This is a genomic window from Dyella subtropica (assembly GCF_026283965.1).
Taxonomy (GTDB): Bacteria; Pseudomonadota; Gammaproteobacteria; order Xanthomonadales; family Rhodanobacteraceae; genus Dyella_D; species Dyella_D subtropica.
On record NZ_JAPDPD010000011.1, the window covers coordinates 148,258 to 169,734 of the forward strand.

Sequence of the window (21,477 nt, forward strand, 5' to 3'; positions counted from 1 at the left end):
AGATCGGAAATTGTCCGATTGCGCATGACCCCGGTGCTGCCTCAGAGTTGCGCCACATAAGTGGTAGGGGCAGCTCGGCGCATATGGATGTAAGAGGGTTTCTCGTGCTTCCGGCCGTGCTCGGAGGATGGGGCGTCTGGACGGCTTTGCGTCGCCGGCAGGGTTCGGCGTCATTATCGGACTCCGCCGTACCGATAACCATCGGGCTGGGCAGCTTGCAGCTGACCTTGTTGCACCGCCATGCGCCCGTGGCGTCTAACGCCTGGTGCCGCAACGCGTTGATGGCGGATGCCCGTTGTGTGGTGGAACAGGGGGAGCTGCACGCGAAGGGTGCGCTGCTATCCGCGGTGGACCTGCAGGCATGGTGCGGCAAATTGCCCGCATTCCTGGCGGGTTGCCATACCGAGCTGCATTTATGCAGCGACGGCGATTGTGTGAGCCTTTACCTGCATCGCCCTTTGCGAGGTGACATGACCGCCGTCACCGTAGTCCTGGTAGACCCGCAAGCTTATGCCGTACAGGACAGGTTGAGCGCTGAATGCCGCGAACGGCATAGCCTGCTGTTCCTCGTAACGCACGGACAGCTCGAGCGCTTCGGTGCGCAAGTGGAGCAGGCGATGCGAGGCTTTCCGGTGTACCTGGGTCACGCTGCACACCAGCCAGCCTGAGCGTTGTAGGAGCCCACCCTGTGGGCGAAACGGCCCGGGAGGGCCGCGCTTTTGCTCCCAATCCGGCGCAAACCGGCAGTCCGGCCGGCTTGTCATTCGGGCGATCCTTGGCCCTCGCCCTAAGGGCGGCTAACGCCGTGCAAACCGGGGGGCTCCTACCGCAGGTTCCAGCTTTACTGCACCTTCGCCAGCTTGGCCTTCAGCTGCACGCCGGACATCAAAAAGCCGATGTGGCATTCGTACTTCTCGCCATCACGGTATTCGGTGTCGTTGTAGTCGCTGACGATATCCATCACCGCGTTGGCATCCGCTCTCTTGGCCATTTCCTGCAGGCTGATCAGAGCGGATTGCAGCACCCAGCTACAGGTTTCCTCGTCCTTCTTGCCAAAGGCATTGGTCTTTTTGCTGGTGTAAGCGTAGTCCTGGACCACATCCACTTTGCCGACCGGCTGTTTACCGGCCAGGTAGAATTTGACGCTGCCGTCGAGCTTGCCGTCCTTCTGCGCTTCGGCCACGACCTGCTCGAACGGCAAATGGACAATGCGGTCGGCCGCCATGCTGGCGACGGGCGTAGCCAGCAGGAACAGGGTGCTGAGGGTGAGGTGTTTTGCTTTCATGCGGGGCGATCTCCTCGGGTCGGTGGCAACAGCGAGTGAAGAGTGGAGAGGAGTGAGAAACGAGAGAGTGCGCTACCACTCTCACTCATTCCTGTTCACTCGTATCTAGGCCCTCAGCACAAACCGCCATTCACCGCCAACACCTGCCGTGTGATGTAACTGGCGTCGGAGCTGAGCAGAAACTGCACCGCAGCGGCCACTTCCTCCGGTGCGCCCATGCGCTGCATCGGAATCATGGCAAGGATCTCTTCGAGCGGCAGATCCTCGGCCAGTATGTCCGTGTCGATCAGGCCGGGGGCCACGCAATTGACGGTGATTTTGCGCTTGGCCAGCTCGATCGCAAGTGCCTTGGCCGCGCCGATCACGCCGGCTTTGGAGGCGCTGTAGTTCACCTGCCCACGGTTGCCGATCAGGCCGGACACCGACGTGATGCAGACGATGCGGCCCGGTGCGCGGCGACGGATCATCGGCATGATCAGCGGGTGCAGCACGTTGTAGAAGCCGTCCAGATTGGTGCGCAGCACCTGGTCCCAGTCGTCGCCGGTCAGCGCCGGAAAGGCGCCATCGCGAGTGAGTCCGGCATTGCAGACCACGCCGTAGTAGGCGCCGTGTTCAGCGATATCCGCTTCCAGTGCAGCGGCGCAGGCGGCGCGGTCGGCGATGTCGAATTGCAGGATGCGTGCCTGCCGACCCAGCGCCTGGACGTTGGCTTGCACGGCTTCCGCCTCGTCACGACGGGAGCGGCAGTGCAGCACCAGGTCGTAGCCGGCGGTGGCCAGGCGCAGGGCGATAGCGCGGCCGATGCCGCGACTGGAGCCGGTGACCAGGATGGTGTCGGTCATGTGGGTGTGTCCTGGGCAATAGAGGCGGCAAAGGTAGCTGCGTCCGGTGGGCTGAAGACAGTGAGTCGGGCTTCGGCGTGCACGCCCGACGCGTCGATGCGACAAGCGAATACGCCCATGCCGTCTTCGTCGTGGAAGTGGCGCATGGCTTCGATGCGCAATTCGCTGCCGGTTGGAAATGTATCCGTATCGCACTGGTACTGACGCGAGCCGAGCAGGAAGCCAAGACGAATCGGTTCTCCAGCTGAGCGCGCGTGGCAACCGGCCCAGGCGGCGATGGTCTGCGCCATCAGCTCAATACCGGCCCATGCGGGCAAGCTGCCATCGTCGGACACGAAGGGATCGCCATCGCGCACGATACGCGTGCAAACGATGCGCTCCGCGTCGAATTCAACGACACGATCCAGCAGCACCATGTCGCCGGTATGCGGCAGCACATCCGCGATAGGCCACAGCGTCATGTCGCATCTCCCAGCACCAGGCAGGTGTTGTTGCCGCCGAAAGCGAACGAATTGCTCATCAAACGGCGCGAACCGCCCGCAGGCAAATGGCTGCCCACCTGGGTGAAGACCAGCGCAGGCAAGGCGGGATCGGCTTCGCCGTCCCACACGTGCGGCGGCAGGCGGCGTTCGGCGCGCGAGTCGCGCAGGCTCAGCCAGCAGAATGCGGCTTCCAGTGCACCCGCCGCACCCAGCGTATGACCGGTCATCGATTTGGTAGACGAGCAGGGCACGCCCTGTGCAAACACCGCGGCGACGGCCTGGCTTTCCATCGAATCGTTGTGCTCGGTCGCCGTGCCGTGCAGGTTGAGGTAGTCGATGTGCGCGGCATCCAGGCCGGCATCCTGCAACGCGTCGCGCATGGCTTGCTGCGCACCCAGACCCTGCGGATCGGGCGAGGACATGTGATACGCATCGGAGCTGGCGCCACCGCCGAGCAGTTCCACCGGACCGGGTTCGCGCGTGATCAGAAACAGTGCCGCCGCCTCGCCGATATTTATGCCGCGACGGTTGCGCGAGAACGGCCGGCAGCGTGCGTCGTCCAATGCTTCCAGCGCGTGGAAACCGTTGGTCGGCAGGCCGGCGAGCGTGTCGGCGCCACCGCATAGCACGGCATCGCACACACCCATCCGCAGCAGACGTCGCGCACTCAGCAAGGCCCGTGCGCCGGAGGTGCAGGCGGTGGAGATGCCATAGCAAGGACCGGCAAGATCCAGCCACTCAGCGAGGAATTCGGCGGGACCGCCCAACTCCTGGTGCGCGTAGCGATAGTCCGCCGGCCACGCGCCATCGCGGCGAAAGCCGGCGATGCCTTGGCCTGCTTCGTCGATGCCCGTCGTGCTGGTGCCGATGATGACGCCGATGCGCTCGCTGCCATAGCGGGCGATGGCGGCGCGGATCGGTGCTTCGATCTCCTGCGCGGCAGCCAGCAGCAATCGGTTGTTGCGATTGTCGCGATGGCCGGCAAGCGCTTCCGGAATCGATGGCAAGTCCATGCGCACCGCGGCCAAAGGCAGGTCGCGCCCTGGCACCCAGCCCGCTTCCGGCCGAATGCCGCCATGGTCGCCAGCGAACAAGGCCTCGGCGACGGCAGCCTTGCCGGCTCCGAGCGCGCAGATCACACCTAGTTCGTTGAGATAGGTTTTCATGTGCTCACAAGCGGCTTACGCGCCGCGACGTTGACCAGGGTTTCCTCGCGCTGCCCGGGCGGCGGCGGAGCGCGCAGACCCCAGCGTTCCAGCAGGCCGAAATCGCGCGAGCGGCTCCACCACAGATAGGGCAGGGAGACGTGGCGGGTTTCAAACTCGAAACCCTGGCCACGCAACATGGCGAGGTACTCTTCGGCGCTCTTCTGCACGTCCATCGGATGACGGAAGAACCAGCGAATCACCCAGGTATCGATATAAGCCTTGGTCGATTCGGCGAATAGCAGCAGGCCACCCGGTTTCAACACGCGCCAGAACTCGGCCAGCGCACGTTCCTGTTCCACCAGGTGATGGAAGGTCTGGTGACAGAACACGATGTCGACGCTGGCATCGGGCAGATCGATCTGCGCGCAGTCGCCGATCATCAGCTCGGCGTCGATGCCTTCGCGCTGCGCTTCAGTGCGCGACAGTTCCACGCTGTGCGGGTCGGCGTCGAGGCCGATCAGGCGATCGAACCGAAACGCTTCGCGCAGCAGACGGAACGATTTGCCCTGGCCACAACCCACATCCAGCAACACGCCGCCCTGCGGCTGCGGCTCGCCGATCAGGCGCTTGAGATCATTGATTGCCACACGCAACACATGGTGCTGCCAAGTATGCGTGCGCAGAAACTGAAAGCCGATGCGTGTCTCTTCCACATAGGTAGGGCTGGCGTAGTTCATGGGCAAACAGTCATCGGTGATGGGTCATCGGCGGAGGCGGACGGCGCAAGTAAGTGATGGGTGGCGGCAAGACGCGCCAGCCGTTGTTCTACGACGTCGGTGAACACGCGTGGCGAAAGCAGTTGCAGCTCGCCAGCGGTCGTCACGGCGACTTGCACGGTGCTGGCGCGCGTCAAGCGCTCGCCGGTCTCCGTGTCGCGGATCAGGTAATGAACCTTGAGCCGGTTGTGCCATTCGACCAGTTCCGCGCGCACGGTCAACCGCTGACCGAAACGCGCTGCGCGTACATAGCGCAGCTGGAGATCGATTACCGGCCATACGTAGCCGGCCGCTTTCATCTGTGTGTAGTCGTGGCCGATGTCGTCGAGCAGCGCACAACGCGCGATCTCCAGATACTTCACGTAATGCCCGTGCCAGACCACGTCCATCGAATCCACATCGAAGAACGGCACCAGCACATCCGTGTCGACGCTCAGTACACCTTTAGCGCGCATCGTGGGTCTCCGCGTTCGGTGCCTGCCAGTACGGATAGAAGTTGAACCACTGCTGGGGCGACTCCAGGCAGCGCTGAGCCAGCCGATCGGCGTAACGCTGTACCCAGCCCCGGATGGCCGCGTCGCGTTGCCCGCGTTCCCAGGCCGGCGTGTCGAGGAACGGTTCGAGGTGGATGCGATAGCGGCCATCGACCTTCAGGCAGCAGATCAGATTTACCGGGCAGCGCAGCAGCCCCGCCATCAACCAGGGGCCTTGCGGAAAGGGCGCGGCATGTCCCAGGAAATCGACGGTTACGCAGCGCCCGCCGTGCAACGGCACGCGATCACCGGCAATGGCCAGCCATTCGCCTCGGTCGATGCGTTGGGACAGGTCCATCATCAGCGCCGTGTCCAGCTCGCTGACCTGGATCAGGCGCATGCGGTGTTCACCGGCTTCGCCGAGCAGGCGATTGAAATGGCCGACATGATGGGTGTGCACCAGCACGTTGAGCGGTACCTGGTCGCCCAACTCGGCCATGGCGCGACAGACGTCCAGGTTGCCAAGGTGCGTACACACCAGAATCTGTCCGCGCCCGCTGTTCTGGCTTTGCAGCAACTGTTCGCGCACGCCGGAAGGATCGTGCAGTTCCACCTGCTCCAGGCGCAGTTTGCCGTTCCACACATCCAGCCGGTCGAGCAGACAGTCGGCGAAGGCCATGAACTGACCGAACACCGAGCGCAGTCGAGGGCGCAAAGCAGGGCGGCTGCTCCACTCAGCCAGACGTGTCTGGTACTGCTGCACGCTGTGGCGGGCGCGACGGCCGGAGACAAAGAAATACAGCACGATCAGATACAGCAACGGCGCCAGCGCGCGACGGCCGAGGCGGCGTGCCACCGTGGCGGTGAACTTCATGAGGATGAAGCTGCCACGCTCCTTCTGTACCGCCCAGTGACGCTCTTGGACGAGAGGCTCGGTCATGTCGCCTCCCAAACCAGACGGCCGGACGACACATCGGCACCATCTCGTTGATAGGTGAAGTGCAGCCTGTGGCGAGCGGCCTCGTACATAAGTGTGAGCTCGACACGGTCGCCCGGGCGGAGCAATTGCTGGAACTTCAGCATCTCCATCCGGCGGCAGTGCGTCGGCGTGCCCAAGCGCGGCGCCGCCAGCTCTAGCGCCCAGGCGACCTGCACCAGGCCGGGCAGCACGGGCAGCTGCGGGAAATGGCCTTCGAAATACTGGAGATCGAGCGGCAGCTGCAGCGATAGTGTGTGGCGGCCGTCTTGCTGGTGCTCGGCCAGCAAGACGGGATGCGTGGGAGACGGCGCGCTGCTCATGGCGCTATCCGCAACCGCTTGCGCAGCAGCCATTCGCCAGCGAACAGCACGCCCATGATGAAGTACGCGATCAGCCCGTTATAAAGCGTCCACCAGCTCAGCGGCGCCCACAGCGTGAGTGCGGTCGACATCAGACCGTTGAACACGAAGAAACACACCCACACCCAGGTGACCTTGCGCGTGTAAGGAATCGCTTCGGGCGGCAAGTTGGGTTCGCGCACGCGCGCGATGCGCTCCACCATGGTCGGCCCGTACTTGAGGCTGATGCCGAAGACGAACAGCAGCAGCGCGCTGATCAAAGTGGGATACCAGCGCAGCATGGCCGCTTCGCCGCTGAAGGCGAGCAGGGCGCAATAAGCCAGCGCGGCGCCCACCATCCAGCGCCCGCCGGGCTGCTTCAACAACCCGGGCGCACGGATCAGCCAGATCGCGCCGAGGACCAGCGCGAACAACGGCGTGGACACATGCTCCATTCCGAAATAGACCAGGAACGGGTACAGCAGCCCGATGACCGGGAGAAGAAGTGTCGTTAGTTTGCGCATGCGGCCCGTTGTGCCTCGACGAACGCAGCCAGGCTCGCCACCGTGGCGAAATGCTGGCGAGCATCGCGCGAATCGGATGCGATCTGGATTTCGTAGCGCTTCTGCAGCGCCAGCGCGAGTTCCAGCGCATCCACCGAATCCAGTCCCAGGCCCTGGCCGAACAGCGGCTGTTCGGGCGGAATATCGCTGGGCTTGAGGTCTTCCAGATTCAGCGTGTCAATGATGAGTTGTGCAATGTCCTGTTGCAGCGCGTTCATGACGAAGCTAGTTCCTTGAGGTAGAGGTGATGCAAGTGCTCGTTGAGCCGGCGTGACGCTATCGGCATCGGTGCTTCGGCATTGAATGCCGCCGGATCGATATCCTGACCCACCCGCAGGCGTACGTGCATGCGACGGTCTGGAATGCTGTACCAGGGCTCGGCCTTGGTCAGGGTGGTGGGTTTCACCGAGATGAACACCGGCGTGACGACGCGCGCCCCACGCAGCGCGATGGCTGCCGCGCCGCGATGGAACACCGGCGCCTGGTTGGGCGTGGTGCGCGTGCCTTCCGGGAAGACGATCAGCGTCTGTCCTTCGCGCAGCACGTCGGCGGCCTGCTCCAGCATCTCCGGGCTGCCGTTGTTGCTGATGTATTCCGCCGTGCTGATCGGGCCGCGCATGCAGGGGTTTCGCCACAGCCCTTGCTTGACCACGCAATTGGCATCGCGGATCTGCGACACCAGGAACACCACGTCGATCAGCGAGGGGTGGTTGGCGATGATCATCTGGCCGGGTTGACCCAGGCGTTCCGCACCGTCCACTTCGAACGTAAGCACACCGGTGCGATACATGAACTGCACATGCAGGTAGAACGCGCGGCTGATCGCCGCACGCACGCGGCGGCGATGCTCCAGCCGGCCACCCGGGAGCATGGAGAGCAGCGGAAACACCAGCAGACGCAGCACGATGCCGCCGATGCCAAACAGCAGAAAGCTCAGGCCGGTGGCCACCAGCCGCCAGAGATAAGCGTCGCCGCGACGCCGTTTCAGGGGAGCGGCTGCCAGATCCATCGACGCGTTTTCCATGTGTGCTCCAGAGGCGTGCCCGGCTCGTGCAGTGCGCGCAGAAAGTCGAGCGCGTATGGCCATGCGCCATGGGTGGTGTGAGTTGCGCCTGTATCGGCTACGTTCCGGCTCAGCTGAAGCTGCCAACGGGATGTGGAGGATGCGTCTTGCCCCGCTCGGGGCTTGCCTACGCGCAGTGCGAGTGCATAGGAGAAAGGCACGTCGTCGATCCACCCATCGTAGGCCGAGGGCGGCCGCTCTTCGGCGATGATCACCATCACTGCAGGCGCGCCGCTGTCGAGCAGCGTGGCGGCTTCCAGCATGGCGTGCTCGAAGGTATCCGCTTCGCCCGCTATCGCGCTGGCTGCCCCGCGCTGGCCGCGCAGGATCGACCACTGGCCTGCGATGGCGTTGTGCACCGAGAGGCCGAATTGGGTGGGAGACAACGGCTGTTGATCGGCCACGTCGCCTAGCAGTGCATACGTGCGCTGTGTTTCGCCATGGCGAGACGCAAAGACGAACGGTAGTTGCTCATCCTCTTCGCACAGCGGCCACGCCACTTCGAGCGCCATGCGTGCCATGCGACTCAGGCGACGCCGCTGCATGGACGGTAGGAAGCCGCAGTCGGGCTGCTCGCCCTGATCGGCTGGCGTCCATGGCTGAGCGGCCCATTGGCGCCAGGCTTCGCCGGTTTCGAGAGACGGCGCCCATGCGCGCCATTGCGCGATCTGCAGCGCGATCTGCAGCGCGATCATGCGCTGTCTCCGTCGAACGCCCGGAATAGCAGCGACGCACAGCTTCCGCCGAAACCGAAATTGTTGGAAAGCACGCTGCGCATGTTGTGCTGAATATTTGCTGGGACCAGCGGGGCGGCAGCGAAGGCGGGGTCCGGTGTTTCGATCGTCGTACTCGCGGAAAGAAAACCGTACTGCATCATCAGGAGGCTGGCGATAGCGTCCAGGGCACCTGCTGCACCGGGTGCGTGGCCGATGAGCCCCTTGATCGACGACATCAACGGCGGCAGCTGATGGCGCTCCTGGAACACTGCCTGGATGGCCTGCCATTCGGCTTCATCGCCCTGCGGGGTGGAGCAGGCATGGGTATTGATGTAATCGGGTTGCGCGCCGGACTGATCCAGCGCTTGCCGCATCGCGCGGGCGATGCCTTCCGCGCCGGGGCCGACCATGCTGGTAGCGTCGGTGCTGGCGCCGTAGCCGCAAAGCTCGGCGATCACCGTGGCACCACGCGCATGCGCGTGCGCCAGCGATTCCAGCACCAGCACACCGGCACCGGCGGCCAGCACAATGCCGTCGCGGTCCAGGTCGTAAGGGCGTGACGCGGAAGTTGGCCGGTCATTGCTGTTGACGGACAACGCGCCCATGGCGTCGAACCACAGCGCCGTCGTGTCGTGCAGTTCTTCGCTGCCGCCGCAGACCACCACGTCTTGCTTGCCCAGCTGGATCAGCTCCATCGCCTGACCGATGGCATGCGTCGCGCTGGTGCAGGCGGAGCTGATCACATGACTGCGACCGCCGATATCGAATGCGTGTGCGAGCCCCGCCGCCAGCGCGCTGCTCATGCCGCGCGGAACGATGAACGGCGACAGCTTGCCGGCGCCGCGTGTGCGGAAGCTGTCGAGCGCTATCTCGTGCTCGCTCAGCGCGGCGCCACCGCCCATCACCAGGCCACATTGGTGCGATTGCAGATCGGCCGACGAAAGTCCCGCCTGCGCGATCGCTTCACGCATGGCCTGCCAGGCGTACCACGTAGTCGCTGGCAGGAATCGACGCAGTTTGCGCGGCGGTTCATCCAGAACAGCCTCATCCACCGGACCACCGACCTGGCAACGCATGCCGAGCGCGGCGAGGCTTTCCATAGGGCGAATGCCGCTTCGCCCATCGCGCAGCGCATCGAGCAAAGCGGCCTGACCCGCGCCCACGCAGGACACCGCGCCCATGCCGGTCACCACGACACGCGGTAACGCCTGGCGATGTGCGCCAGCGCTCGTCATGCTTCGCAAGCCTTGAAGATCAGCGAGGTGTTGATGCCGCCGAACGCGAAGTTGTTGTTCATCACGTAGGTGGTGTCGATGGTGCGGCCTTCACCGGTGATGTAGTCCAGCGCAGCGCATTCCGGATCGGGCTGCTGCAGGTTGATGGTGGGGGCGAACCAGCGCTCGCGCATCATCTCGATCACCCACCACGATTCCAGCGCACCGCAGGCACCCAGGGTGTGGCCAACGTAGCTCTTCATCGAGCTGATGGGCGTGCGCGTGCCGAGCACGGTAGCGGTCGCGTGGCTTTCGGCAACGTCGCCACGATCCGTGGCGGTGCCGTGGGCGCTGACGTAGCCGATCGCGTCCGGTGCAAGCTGCGCATCGGCCAGCGCCATGCGCATCGCCACGGCCATGGTTTCTCTGGTGGGCTGGGTGATATGGCTGCCGTCGGAATTGCAGCCGAAGCCGACGATTTCGGCATACATGCGCGCACCGCGCGCACGCGCGTGTTCGTACTCCTCCAGCACCAGGGTGGTGGCGCCTTCACCCACTACCAGGCCGTCGCGGCTGCGATCGAACGGGCGCGGGGTGAGTTGTGGCTCGTCGTTACGCGTGCTGGTAGCGAACAGCGTATCGAACACTGCCGCGCCTGGGCCGGAGAGCTCCTCGGCACCGCCGCATAGCATCAGCGTCTGCTTGCCTTGCTGGATCGCCTCGTAGCCGTAGCCGATGGCCTGACTGCCCGAGGTGCACGCGCTGGACGTCGGCACAATGCGGCCCTTGAGGCCGAAGAACACGCCGACGTTCACCGCCGTAGTGTGCGCCATCATCTGGATGTAACTGGTGGCGGTCACGCCCTGCATCGAGCCGGTGGTGAGCATGTGGCCCATCGCGCGGATCGGTTCGACGCTGCCGCCGGATGAGCCATAGGCCACGCCCATGCGGCCGTCGCGAATGTCCTCGCTGCCGTGCAGACCGGCGTCGTGCAGAGCGCGTTCACTGGCGGCGACGGCGAGCTGCGCCACGCGGCCCATCGAGCGCACCTGCTTGCGCGGCCAGCCCGGTAGTACGAAGTCGTCGACGGGACAGCCGAGCCGCCCGTTGAGCGCATCGAAGTAATCCCACTCGGGCATGCGGCGGACGACATTGCGGTACTCACGCAGGCGCGCCGAGATCTGCGTCCAGTCGTGGCCCAGCGGGGTGATGCCGCCGATGCCGGTAATGACGACGCGCTTCATCGGCCGGCGTCCTGCGTCAAAAGGAACCTGCGTAAAAGGAGTATGTTCATACGGTTTCGTACTCGCGAGCAGGTCGGGTCACTGGCACCAGCAGTGCCGTAAAGCCGATACCCAACAACAAGGTGATGCCAAAGTGTTGCAGCGCGGGCATCGAGCTCAGCGCCAGCAGACCAAAAGAGAGCAGGGCAGTGACGGCGGAGAGCAGTACGCCGGCATAAGTGGCGCCAGGTACATGCGCGGCATGCGGTTCGCCCTCGTGCAGAAACACCGCGTAATTGGCGCCGACACCGAGCACCAGCATCAGGGCCATCCAATGGAACAGGGTCAGCGGTTCGCCGAGATAGCCGAGCGCCGTGAGCGTTAGTCCGATACCCAGCAGTGGCGGCGCGATGACGCGCGGGGCCGCGCGCCCGTAGCGCCAGACAAAGACCAGGGCGACCAGTACCAGCGCCGCCGACAGCCAGAGGCTGGCGTAGGTGCGATAGCGTCCGAACAACGCCGAAATGCTGGCGGGTTTATCGACGAGCTCTACGCCAGGCAGCTCTTCTGCGGCGGTGCGCAGCACATTCGCATCGTCCTGACCTTGCGGCAGCACGATGGATGCAAAACCGTGCTCGCTTTGACCCATCCATAGATAACGGAAGGGTGTGGAGACGGGCATGGCCAGCCATGCGTCCATGCTCAGCGGTTGCCCTGGCCAAGCATTGAGATAAGCCGCGACCACGTTGTCGCGCAGTCCGGCATGCAGCAGCTGTTTCTCCATCAGCGCGTGGTCGGCGAACAGCGGGGCGAGCGCGGCGTGATTGGCTTGTTGTCGCTGTGCCGAGGGCAGCATGCCGGCGATGCCGGTCCAGCTATCCATGCGGCCTTGCTGCACGAGCGTCTGCAAGTGTGCCTCCAGCGCTTCTTCGCGCTGCAGTACCTGCTCGGCACTGTCGCCATGCACGAGATAGAACTGGCTGCTGTTACCGAGGCCGGTGATGTCGCGGATGCGCGCTTCCTCGCGAGCGAGATCAGCGGGCGGCGAGATCAGCAGATGGATGTCGTCGTCGTGGCCCAGCCGCCACCAACCCGGCAGCGCCACCAGCACCAACAAGGCCAGTGCGATCCAGCTATATCGGCCATGACCAAGCCGCGCGGCTCCGTTCTGCATGCGGCGGGCCAGGCCAACCAGCGAAGGCGACAGCGGCTTGCTCGCCGGCTTGGCAAGCAGTGCCGGCAGCAGCCAGAACACACTCAGGCAGGCAGCGAGCATGCCGACCATGGCGAAGCAGGCCATCTGGCGCAGCGCGGGGAAGGGCACCCCACCGAGCAAGGCATAGCCGAGCAACGATGTCGCCAGCGCCAGCAGCAAGGCAGGTCGCACCTGACGCACACCGCGCTGCGCTTGCCACGTAGCGCCGGCATTGGCGCGAGCGCAGAGGTACTGGATGGAGTAGTCCACTGCCTCGCCCAGCAAGGCCGCGCCGAATACCAGCGTCAGCAAATGCATCTGTCCGAAGATCAGCACGGTGGCGGTGATGGCCGTGACGATGCCGATGGCCGTGGACAGGAAGGCGATCAGCAGCGGACGAGGTGAACGGAATGCCCAGAGCAGCAATACCGCGATACCCAGGGTCGAAGTGAGGCCGACGACATGCACATCGTGTTCGGCACCTGCGCGCGCCTCGGCCGCGTGAAACACGGCACCGGCGCGCAGAACGTGTGTGCCAGGGTGATCTTGCAGCACGGTCTGCTCGGCCTGCGCCAGCGCGGAAAGGCCCGTGCGCTGCACCGTGTCGTCGTAAGAAGAACCGCGCAGGGTGGCGATCACCATCACATAGGTGCGGTCGTCGCGATGGGCGGTCAGCAGATCGTCCTCGGGCACCAGCGGCGAGCGGCTCCATGGTTGCTGGTCGAGCCAGTGCTGCAGCCAGCCGAAGGGATCGTCCTGCAGCTTGATGCCCACGCCCGCCAGGAACGGTTCATTGAGACGGCGCGCCAATGCCTGCGCCGGGTCGTAATCCGGACGCGTGAGCGATGCGCGATCCGCGTCGGTGAGCAGGTGAAAACGGTGAGGCAGGTACGGCGCCAGCAACTGGTCGAGATCGAACGGCGGCAGTTCGGCGGTGATCGATGCAAAGGCCTTGCTATCGACCAGCCGCTTACCCAGATCACGCGCGGCGTCCTTGGCCTCGCTGTCGTTGGCATGCTCGACCACCAACACCATGCGATCGCCGTTGGCGTGTGCGAGACGTTCCACCGCAGCCTCGGCCAGTGGATGACGCTCGGTGGCCGGCAGCATGGCCAGCAAGTCGGTCTGGATCGGTGTGCCCCCGCGCCCGAACAGCAGCCATGCGCCGAGCAATGCCACTGCTAATGCGAAGGTGCCGAATAAAGCAGCGCCAAACAGGGGGGCGCGCAGATGCGGGGCGCGCGGTGGAGGGGATGGGCCGCTCATGGCGGCATGCCCAGGGCGCGCTTTTCCAGCACGGTCAGCGGGCCGGCGTCGCGCGTTTCACTGAAGCGGATCTGCGTGCTTTCGCCGTTCTGCATCTCCACACGGATGCTTTGCAGAAACTGGTCGCCGCCCAATTCGATCCGGCGCAGCACGCGTCCCATGCGCTCTTGCCGCGGTGTGAAGCGCAATGTCCAGTGGGACAGGCTGCCCTGGGCGTCGATGTCGAACTGGCGCAGGGCATCGTCCTGCTTGCCGGAAAGCATCGACTGCAGCATTTGCGACACCTGCGCCACGCCGCGATCGCCGCCGCGTACCGTCTGCGACTGCCCCTGTTCGTCGATGCGCGCGGTGCGGCCGCCGGTAAGGGCGAGCGTTTCCCGATAAGGCTCGGTGACCTGCCACAACATGCCGTGCCCGACCACGAACAACAACTGGCCCTGGCTCACCTGCGGTTGCGCCAGGGCAGGGTTCTCGCGGCTTTGCGTGAACGCGGCACGCACCGTGGCATGGTTGCCCAGTTCGTTGAGGACGTTCTGCAACAGGGTGGACTGCTGCGCATGCACGCCCACGGCGAACCAGCAAAGGAAAAGGGCGATCAGGCGGCGCACGGCGCCTCCCGTCGACGCATCCGTCGCCATAACAGCATCGGCGAGCGCGGCAGCATGCCCAGCAGCAGGCGGGTATGCATCGCGGAGATGCGCAGGTTGTCGTGCCACATGCGGAAGTGCGAGAGACCGTTTTCGGGATAGATCACCCGCGTGGGCAGGTTGCGCACCGGCACGCCGCGCCAGGCCAGGCGCACCGCGATCTCGGTATCGAAATCCATGCGCGCCGGCAGCGGCTTGCGGGCGATCTCGGCGCAGGTGGCATCGAGCGGATACAGGCGATAGCCGCACATCGAATCCTGGATGGCCATCGACAGCGTCTCTATCCACACAAAGAAGTGCGTGACGTAACGACCGTACAAGCGTGCACGGGGCACGCTGTCGTCGTAGATCGGTTTGCCACAGATCAGTGCGCGCGGATCGGCGGCGGCCTCGGTGAGAAAACGCGGCACGTCGGCCACGTCATGCTGACCGTCCGCGTCGATCTGCAAGGCATGGGTGAAGCCCATCTCACGCGCGGCCAGCAGCCCGGCGCTGAGTGCGCGCCCTTTGCCCTGGTTGTGCGACAGGCGCAGCAGGCGAATATCCGACTGGCCGAGCACCAGCGCGTCCAGCACCTCGCGCGTGGCGGTATCGCTGCCATCGTCCACGATCACCACCGGCAGGCCATGGGCGCGCAGCGACTGCACCGTGCGCGCGATGGTGTCCTTGTGGTTGTAGATGGGAATCAGCGCGCAAGGCTTGAGCGCCCCGGCACTGCTGGCGACACGTGCCTGCATCGACGGGAGCCGGTCAGCGATCGAGCAGGGCTTTCACGGTAGCGACTACGTCGCTCACCGTGCGCACGCTCTTGAAATCCTCGGGCTTGATGCGTGTCCCGGTCATGTCCTGCACCTGGATGGCCAAGTCGACGGCGTCGATGCTGTCCAGTTCCAGATCAGTGAAGAGGTGGGCATCGGGCGTCACGCGGGACGGCTCGATTTCGAAGGTGTTGTGCAACACCTGTCGCAGCCGGTCCAGGATGTCCTCGTCGCTGATGCCGCTTGCCATGGTCGTGCTCATAGTCCCTGTTCCCGTGCGTTCGTTACGTTCCCTATCGCGTCGTGTTGGCATCCACTCGCCGCTGGTGCTGGCGGGTGAACTGGCCTTGTGCGAGCAAACACGAGGCCGCGACGGCGTCCTGGTAAGACGTAGCCGTGATCGAAAATTTATTTGAATCCACTACCCGCGTTGCGGGTCCCCTGTACAGCTTTGCTTTTGTAGGCAAAGCCTTACACCTTCCACTTGCGTCGCAGCATTCTAGCAGAACTGCGCTGTTGCCGAGTCGGACGGGACATAAGCCATACCCTTCCTGGAGCTTCGTCCATCAACGGGTCATCAGCGTTCCTTGGTGTGTCGCAACACAAAAAAGCCCGCTGAAAGCGGGCTCTTCGCAACCGCCCGTCCCCTGCGTGCAGGGGACGGGTGGGTGTGCACTTACTGGCCGCGCATGCGACCGGCGAAGCGCGGGCCGTGATCGCCCATGGTTGGCAGCTTGATCTTGCCTATCGAGCTGATGCGCTCCTCGGCCAGGCGGTCGGCTGCCCTGTAGGTCGGCACGTTCTCGGTCTTGGAGATCTCGAAGATGCGGCCCAGGTTGTAGTAGATGGTGCGCATCATGCGCATCGCGCGCTCGCGGTTGTAGCCGTCGATTTCCAGCGACACGTTCATCACGCCACCGGCGTTGACGGCGTAGTCCGGCGCGTACAGCACGCCGCGACGGGTCAGTTCGTCGCCGATGGAATCGGTGGCCAGCTGGTTGTTGGCCGCGCCGCAGATGATCTTGGCCTTGATGCGGTCGATGGTCTGCTCGTTGAGCGTGCCACCCAGTGCGCACGGCGAGTACACGTCGGCGTCGACGTCGTAGATCTCGTCCAGGCCCACAGCTTCGCAACCCAGCTCGTCCACGCAGCGCTGCACCGCGTCCTTGTTGATGTCGGTGACGAACACCTTGGCGCCCTGTTCGCGCAGCAGCTTGATGAACTCGCTACCCACGTGGCCGCAACCCTGCACGGCGTAGCTGTACTTGCCCACGTCTTCGTTGCCGTGCTTGACCTGCAGCGCGGCCATCAGGCCCTGCAGGGTGCCGAACGCGGTGAACGGCGACGGGTCGCCCGAGCCGCCGTGCACCTGGTGCACACCGGTCACGTATTCGGTTTCACGGAACACGTATTCCATGTCGTTGACGTCGATGCCGACGTCCTCGGCCGTGATGTAGCGGCCGTTGAGCGAGTTGACGAAGCGGCCGAACGCGCGGAACAGTGCCTCGGACTTGTCCTTGCTCGGATCGCCGATGATCACCGCCTTGCCGCCGCCCAGGTTCAGGCCGGCCACGGCGTTCTTGTAGGTCATGCCGCGCGACAGGCGCAGCACGTCGTTCACCGCGTCCTGCTCGGTCTTGTACGGCCACATGCGCAGGCCGCCGAGCGCAGGGCCCAGTACCGTGTTGTGGATAGCGATGATGGCCTTCAGGCCGGCGTCTTTGTTCTGGCAGAAGACGACTTCTTCGTGACCCGTGTTGGCGATGGTTTCGAAGATCATTGGAACGGTGACTCCACATTTGGCGACGCCATGGGGGTAAGGCGCCGGCGGATGGAGGCGGGGTTCGATCCAGTGCGGCCCCGCCGAGGGCGTGTTTAAGCCTTAAAGTCAAAGCCCCGACCAGGGGTCGGGGCGGTGAATTTAGTCCGCAAGTTTAGTACGTCGTCGGAAATGTCGCTGTTGCGACGCAGCAAGCCTGGGGCGATGGCCCCCGTGGTGCCATTCCGACGCATCCCCCGGCCTATGCCGGGGGGGATGCGGGTGTTACACATTCAAGCCGCGCTCACCGCAAGCCGGCTATTCCGGCGCCCATAGGTGAAATACAACGCGCAACCCAGCAACAACCAGACCGTAAAGCGCACATAAGTAATCGTCGGCAGACCCCAAATCAGCCAGCACGAAAACCCCACGCCAATCAGCGGTATCAAGGGTACCCATGGCGTACGAAACGGGCGGTGCAACTCCGGCTGGCGCCAGCGCAACACAGCCACCGCCGTGCAGATCACGATGAACGCGCCGAGCACGCCGATATTCACCAGCTTGGCCAGTTCATCCAGAGGAAACAGGCCAGCCGCCACCGTAGTGACGCCGCCGAGCAGCACCGTGGCGCGATGCGGTGTGCGCCAGCGCGGGTGAACGCCAGCGAGCCAGCTGGGCAGAAGGCCGTCGCGACCGAGGCTGAAGCCGATGCGCGCGCCGGCCATCAGATTGGCGAAGATCACGCTGGTGATGCCGCAGACCGAGGCCAGCGAGATCACCACCATCGCCCAGGGCAAGCCGATGCGAGTGAACGCGCCCGCCACCGGCGCGGCGTTGTCCAAGGTGGTGTAGGGCACGATGCCGGTCAGTACCAGGCAGATGGCGAAATACAGCAGCATCGCAATGCCTAGCGACAGCAGCACCGCGCGCGGTAGGTCGCGTTGCGGATTCTTCGATTCCTCGGCCGCCGTGGTCAGCATGTCGTATCCGAACACGGCGAAGAACACCACCGCCGCACCGGTCACTACGCCGTGTATGCCGAATGGCATGAAGGGGTGCCAGCGCTCCGGTTTCACATAGGCCACACCCGCAATCACAATCAGCGCGGCGCCGGCGATCTTGATCGCCACGATCAACGTATTGAAGCGCGCGCCCCATTCCATGCGCATCGCGAGCAGGGCAGTGATGGCCAGTGAGATGAGGATGGCGGGTAAATTCACCACGCAGCCCGGCGCCGAGCCCCATGCTCCCTGCGCCCATATCGGCAATGGAATGCCGGCCGCTTCCAGCAAAGCCTGCGCATAGCCGGACCAGCCGACCGCGACCACCGCCGCGATCAAGGCGTATTCCAGCAAGAGATCCCAGCCGATGATCCAGCCTGCGAACTCGCCGAGCACCGCGTAGCCATAGGTGTAAGCGCTGCCGGAGACCGGGATCAGCCCGGCGAACTCGGCATAGCAAAGCGCCGCCGCGGCACTGGCGATGCCGGCGATCAGGAAGGAGAGAAGTACCGCCGGCCCCGCTTGCGTCGCCGCCACCGTGCCGGTGAGCACGAAGATGCCTACTCCGATGATGCCGCCCAAGCCGATGGCGGTGAGTTGCCACAAACCAAGCACACGGCGCAGGCCGCTACCGCTTTTCGCCGCCTCGCCTTGCAAGGCCTCCACCGGCTTGCGCCGCACCATATCGTTGATCAGGCCCATCGGTTTCTCCCCGAAACTGCTGGTCGTGTTGTTGTGGTGTTGCTGGGTGTAGAGAAAAGACTGGAAGCGCTATCGCAAGGGCTTACCCCCTCCCAGCCTCCCCCTGCAAGCAAGGGGAGGGGCTAAAAGCTTGCGACCACCTGCTCCCTCCCTTGCTTGCAGGGGAGGGCTGGGGAGGGGTAAGCCCTTGCGACACCCTCCCATTGCAAGCCGCCCACAGGGTGGGCTCCTACAGATGTCCCCTCAGGCGAATGGCTGGTCGATGGCGGGGGATGGCGGCGTGAACCACGCGGCGCCTTCTTCGGTGACGTAGAAGTGATCTTCCAATCGCACGCCGAAGCGGTCGGGTACGACGATCATCGGCTCGTTGCTGCAGCACATGCCCGGTTGCAGTTTCGTGCGATCGCCGCGAACCAAGTAAGGCGTTTCGTGAATGCTCAACCCGCAACCATGGCCGGTGCGGTGCGGGATGCCGGGCAGGCGATAGTCGGGGCCGAGACCGGCGCGCTCCACCACGGTGCGTGCGGCGGTGTCCACCGCTTCGCAGCGAACACCGGGGCGAACGGCTTCGAAGGCGGCGCGTTGCGCGGCTTGTTCGAGATCCCAGATGCGTGTCTGCTCGGCGTTGGCGCGGCCGAAGATGTACGTGCGCGTAATGTCGGAGTGATAACCCTGCACCGTGCAGCCGGTATCGATCAGCACCAGCTCGTTCTCAGCCAGCCGCTGCTCGCCGGGAATGCCGTGCGGATACGCCGTGGCCTGACCGAATTGCACGATGCAGAAGGTGGAGCCATTGTCCGCGCCCAGCGTGCGATGCGCGTCGTCGATGAAGCGCACAAGTTCGGTGCGGGTGATGCCTTCACGCATGAGGCCGGCGGCCAGTCGATGCACCTGCAGGGTCATCGCCGTGGCCTGTTTCATCAGCGCCAGTTCGGTCGGCGATTTGCACATGCGGCAGCCGTCGATGATGGCGCTGGCATCTACCAGCGGCTTGCCACCGAGTACCTCGCGCAGGCGCTCGGCGACCACGTAGGGCGCGGCCGGGTCCAGCGCGAGGCTGCCGGCGCCGCGTTCGCGCAGCGTATCGGCGACCAGCTGTTGTGGGTCTTCGTGTTCTTCCCATAGCCGCACATCGGCGGGGATGCGCAGCACGGCCGTCAGCGAGCCGATTTCGAACCCAGGGCAGATCACCACCGGATCGCCGCTCGCCGTCAGCAGCAGGCCAATCAACCGTTCGCTGGCGCCCCAGGCCACGCCGCTGAAGTAGCGCAGCGACGTGCCTGCGGTGATCAGTACCGCGTCGACACCTTGCTCGCGTAGCAAGGCGCGTGCGCGTTCCAGTCGCTGCAGATATTCGTCACCGCCGATCGCCGGTGACGGAGCGGACCAAGGCGCCAACGAAGCCCTGGCCTGAGTGAGATCCAGACCGCCAATCTGCTGGGTTGAACTCATGCGTGAGGTACTCCGTGGTCGATGTCGTCGATACACCAGCAGCCGTCGATGCAACGAGCGACGCCTCCTGGGTTGTGATCGCGCAGTTCGGCAGGCAGCTGATGATCGGGCACGTTGTCGTAACAGTGCAGGGCGGTGAAGCGGCGGATCGCCGACGGCATGCCAACCGCGGTGAAACCGGCATGGCCGGTGCTGGGGAACGGACCGCCGTGGTTCATGGCCGGGCTCACCGCCACGCCGGTGGGCATGCGGTTGCTGATCAAGCGACCCACGCGCGGGCGGAGTACCTGGGCGATCTGCGCCCATGCCTGGTCATCGCTGCCGTCAGCTGCGCTATACAACGTGCCGGTGAGGTTGCCCTCGAACGCTGCAGCGACCTGCACCATTTGCGCTGCGCCGTCACTGCGCACTAGCAGGCTGACCGGACCGAAGGCCTCGGTTTGCAGAGCGTGCGGGTCGTGCAGAAACTGCTCCGCTGTGACGCTGAGCAGGCTGGGCGCATGGCGGTAACCTGGGCCGGCGCCGTTGCCACCCGCCAGCAGTTCGGCGCCGGCCGCGCGCAGCGTGGCCACGCCTTGCTGCAAGCTATCCAGCACCGCGCGCGAGAACAGCACGTTGGGTGCGGCCGCCGCGAAATGCGCCGTGGTGGCCGCAACAAAGGCATCGCCGGCCTCACCGCGCGGCACGATCACCACGCCGGGGTTGGTGCAGAACTGACCACTGCCCATGGTGCAGGAGGTGAAGAATTCCTGGGCCAGCGCCGCGCCGCGCTCGGCGAGTGCGCCGGGCAGCAAGAACACCGGGTTGACGCTCGACAGCTCCACATAGGCCGGGACGCCGACGGCGTCGGCGGCACTCTTGAGCGCCAGGCCGGCCGTGCGGCTGCCGGTAAAGCCGATCGCACCCAGCCGCGCGTCGCCCGCCAACTGGGTGCCGATGCGGCGATCGAATTGATAAAGCATCTGCACCGCCGCTGCCGGCAGGCCGCTCTTGCGCAAGGCGGTCACGGCCAGCGTGGCCAGCCGTTCGCACGTGCCCGGATGCGAGGGATGCGCTTTGGCGATCACCGGGTTGCGCGCAGCGATAGCCGAGGCGAAATCGCTTCCGGCAATGGCGTTGAAGGCGAACGGGAAATTGTTCGGCCCGAACACCAGCACCGGCTTGGCCAGCGGGGCGAGATGCGAGCGCAGGTTGGCCGCGGTGTCGATCACCGGTTGCGTCCACGCATAGCTGCGCACGGCCTTCGCGGCCTGGCGCAGCTGGCTGGTAGTGCGCGGCAGTTCTACCGCGGCCAGGCGTGGGTGCTTGGGCAGGCCCGTTTCCGCGTGGGCGATCGACACCAGGGTCTCGGCATCGGCCTCGATCTCTTCGGCATAGGTCTCGAGGAACGCCGCGATGCGTTCCGGCGGTGCGGCGGCCAGTTCATGCGCCACCGCTGCTGCTGCTGCAAGTGCAGCCTCTACGTCGGTCTCGCCGCAATTGGGGAACTCAGGACCGATCGGTTCGCCGGTGGACGGATCTTCCGCCCGGAACGTGCGGACCAGTTCGCGTGCGGGCTGCCATTCGCCCGCGATCAATAGAGGCTGCACGCTCAT

The 21,477-nt window shown here is 64.8% G+C and carries 23 protein-coding genes; 1 reads left to right on the forward strand and 22 read right to left on the reverse strand.

Annotated features, from left to right (window positions below):
- The first annotated feature begins 116 nt into the window (after positions 1–116).
- A complete protein-coding gene (locus OUZ45_RS11480; RefSeq protein WP_266170208.1) occupies positions 117–668 on the forward strand; it encodes a hypothetical protein in 552 nt (183 codons plus the stop codon).
- A 173-nt stretch (positions 669–841) separates the two neighbouring features.
- Here the strand turns inward: OUZ45_RS11480 and OUZ45_RS11485 are convergent, their stop codons facing one another.
- The 22 genes from OUZ45_RS11485 to OUZ45_RS11590 form a co-directional block, all read right to left on the reverse strand.
- Positions 842–1,285: an excinuclease gene (locus OUZ45_RS11485; RefSeq protein WP_266170210.1), complete on the reverse strand. Its 444-nt coding sequence runs from the start codon at positions 1,283–1,285 to the stop codon at positions 842–844.
- A gap of 113 nt (positions 1,286–1,398) precedes the next feature.
- Positions 1,399–2,127: a 3-oxoacyl-ACP reductase FabG gene (gene fabG, locus OUZ45_RS11490; protein ID WP_266170211.1), complete on the reverse strand. Its 729-nt coding sequence runs from the start codon at positions 2,125–2,127 to the stop codon at positions 1,399–1,401.
- On the reverse strand, positions 2,124–2,588 hold the full coding sequence (locus OUZ45_RS11495; RefSeq protein WP_266170213.1) for a hotdog family protein: 465 nt from the start codon (positions 2,586–2,588) through the stop codon (positions 2,124–2,126). The genes fabG and OUZ45_RS11495 overlap by 4 nt, the downstream gene beginning before the upstream one ends.
- Entirely contained in the window at positions 2,585–3,775 is a 1,191-nt protein-coding gene (locus OUZ45_RS11500; RefSeq protein ID WP_266170214.1) for a beta-ketoacyl-[acyl-carrier-protein] synthase family protein, read from the reverse strand. Before OUZ45_RS11500 ends, OUZ45_RS11495 begins: the two co-directional genes overlap by 4 nt.
- Positions 3,772–4,494, reverse strand: coding sequence for a class I SAM-dependent methyltransferase (locus OUZ45_RS11505; RefSeq protein ID WP_266170216.1), 723 nt, complete (start codon positions 4,492–4,494; stop codon positions 3,772–3,774). Before OUZ45_RS11505 ends, OUZ45_RS11500 begins: the two co-directional genes overlap by 4 nt.
- Positions 4,491–4,988 carry an acyl-CoA thioesterase gene (locus OUZ45_RS11510; RefSeq protein ID WP_266170218.1) on the reverse strand — a complete coding sequence of 166 codons (498 nt, stop codon included), beginning with the start codon at positions 4,986–4,988 and terminating at the stop codon, positions 4,491–4,493. Before OUZ45_RS11510 ends, OUZ45_RS11505 begins: the two co-directional genes overlap by 4 nt.
- Entirely contained in the window at positions 4,978–5,946 is a 969-nt protein-coding gene (locus OUZ45_RS11515; RefSeq protein WP_266170220.1) for a lysophospholipid acyltransferase family protein, read from the reverse strand. The genes OUZ45_RS11510 and OUZ45_RS11515 overlap by 11 nt, the downstream gene beginning before the upstream one ends.
- Entirely contained in the window at positions 5,943–6,305 is a 363-nt protein-coding gene (locus tag OUZ45_RS11520) for an ApeI family dehydratase (protein WP_266170221.1), read from the reverse strand. Before OUZ45_RS11520 ends, OUZ45_RS11515 begins: the two co-directional genes overlap by 4 nt.
- Complete coding sequence (locus tag OUZ45_RS11525) at positions 6,302–6,847, reverse strand: COG4648 family protein (RefSeq protein WP_266170222.1); 546 nt, start codon at positions 6,845–6,847, stop codon at positions 6,302–6,304. Before OUZ45_RS11525 ends, OUZ45_RS11520 begins: the two co-directional genes overlap by 4 nt.
- Positions 6,835–7,104, reverse strand: coding sequence for a phosphopantetheine-binding protein (locus OUZ45_RS11530; protein ID WP_266170223.1), 270 nt, complete (start codon positions 7,102–7,104; stop codon positions 6,835–6,837). Before OUZ45_RS11530 ends, OUZ45_RS11525 begins: the two co-directional genes overlap by 13 nt.
- The gene (locus OUZ45_RS11535; protein ID WP_266170224.1) at positions 7,101–7,910 is read right to left on the reverse strand and encodes a lysophospholipid acyltransferase family protein; all 810 of its coding nucleotides are present in this window, start codon (positions 7,908–7,910) and stop codon (positions 7,101–7,103) included. Before OUZ45_RS11535 ends, OUZ45_RS11530 begins: the two co-directional genes overlap by 4 nt.
- Positions 7,871–8,644 (reverse strand): beta-ketoacyl synthase chain length factor, encoded by a 774-nt coding sequence (locus OUZ45_RS11540; RefSeq protein WP_266170225.1) that lies wholly within the window; start codon positions 8,642–8,644, stop codon positions 7,871–7,873. The genes OUZ45_RS11535 and OUZ45_RS11540 overlap by 40 nt, the downstream gene beginning before the upstream one ends.
- On the reverse strand, positions 8,641–9,900 hold the full coding sequence (locus OUZ45_RS11545; RefSeq protein WP_266170226.1) for a beta-ketoacyl-[acyl-carrier-protein] synthase family protein: 1,260 nt from the start codon (positions 9,898–9,900) through the stop codon (positions 8,641–8,643). The genes OUZ45_RS11540 and OUZ45_RS11545 overlap by 4 nt, the downstream gene beginning before the upstream one ends.
- The gene (locus tag OUZ45_RS11550; RefSeq protein ID WP_266170227.1) at positions 9,897–11,123 is read right to left on the reverse strand and encodes a beta-ketoacyl-ACP synthase; all 1,227 of its coding nucleotides are present in this window, start codon (positions 11,121–11,123) and stop codon (positions 9,897–9,899) included. Before OUZ45_RS11550 ends, OUZ45_RS11545 begins: the two co-directional genes overlap by 4 nt.
- Positions 11,124–11,169: 46 nt before the next feature.
- Positions 11,170–13,563, reverse strand: a complete 2,394-nt coding sequence (locus tag OUZ45_RS11555; RefSeq protein ID WP_266170228.1) for an MMPL family transporter — start codon at positions 13,561–13,563, stop codon at positions 11,170–11,172.
- The gene (locus tag OUZ45_RS11560) at positions 13,560–14,171 is read right to left on the reverse strand and encodes a LolA family protein (protein ID WP_266170229.1); all 612 of its coding nucleotides are present in this window, start codon (positions 14,169–14,171) and stop codon (positions 13,560–13,562) included. Before OUZ45_RS11560 ends, OUZ45_RS11555 begins: the two co-directional genes overlap by 4 nt.
- Positions 14,159–14,947 carry a glycosyltransferase family 2 protein gene (locus OUZ45_RS11565; RefSeq protein WP_266170230.1) on the reverse strand — a complete coding sequence of 263 codons (789 nt, stop codon included), beginning with the start codon at positions 14,945–14,947 and terminating at the stop codon, positions 14,159–14,161. The genes OUZ45_RS11560 and OUZ45_RS11565 overlap by 13 nt, the downstream gene beginning before the upstream one ends.
- A gap of 13 nt (positions 14,948–14,960) precedes the next feature.
- On the reverse strand, positions 14,961–15,230 hold the full coding sequence (locus OUZ45_RS11570) for an acyl carrier protein (RefSeq protein ID WP_266170231.1): 270 nt from the start codon (positions 15,228–15,230) through the stop codon (positions 14,961–14,963).
- 414 nt (positions 15,231–15,644) lie between these two features.
- On the reverse strand, positions 15,645–16,748 hold the full coding sequence (locus tag OUZ45_RS11575) for a Glu/Leu/Phe/Val dehydrogenase dimerization domain-containing protein (protein WP_266170232.1): 1,104 nt from the start codon (positions 16,746–16,748) through the stop codon (positions 15,645–15,647).
- Between the two features lie 272 nt (positions 16,749–17,020).
- Positions 17,021–18,430: an amino acid permease gene (locus OUZ45_RS11580; RefSeq protein ID WP_266170233.1), complete on the reverse strand. Its 1,410-nt coding sequence runs from the start codon at positions 18,428–18,430 to the stop codon at positions 17,021–17,023.
- 243 nt (positions 18,431–18,673) lie between these two features.
- A complete protein-coding gene (locus OUZ45_RS11585) occupies positions 18,674–19,882 on the reverse strand; it encodes a M24 family metallopeptidase (RefSeq protein ID WP_266170235.1) in 1,209 nt (402 codons plus the stop codon).
- A complete protein-coding gene (locus OUZ45_RS11590; RefSeq protein ID WP_266170236.1) occupies positions 19,879–21,477 on the reverse strand; it encodes an aldehyde dehydrogenase (NADP(+)) in 1,599 nt (532 codons plus the stop codon). The genes OUZ45_RS11585 and OUZ45_RS11590 overlap by 4 nt, the downstream gene beginning before the upstream one ends.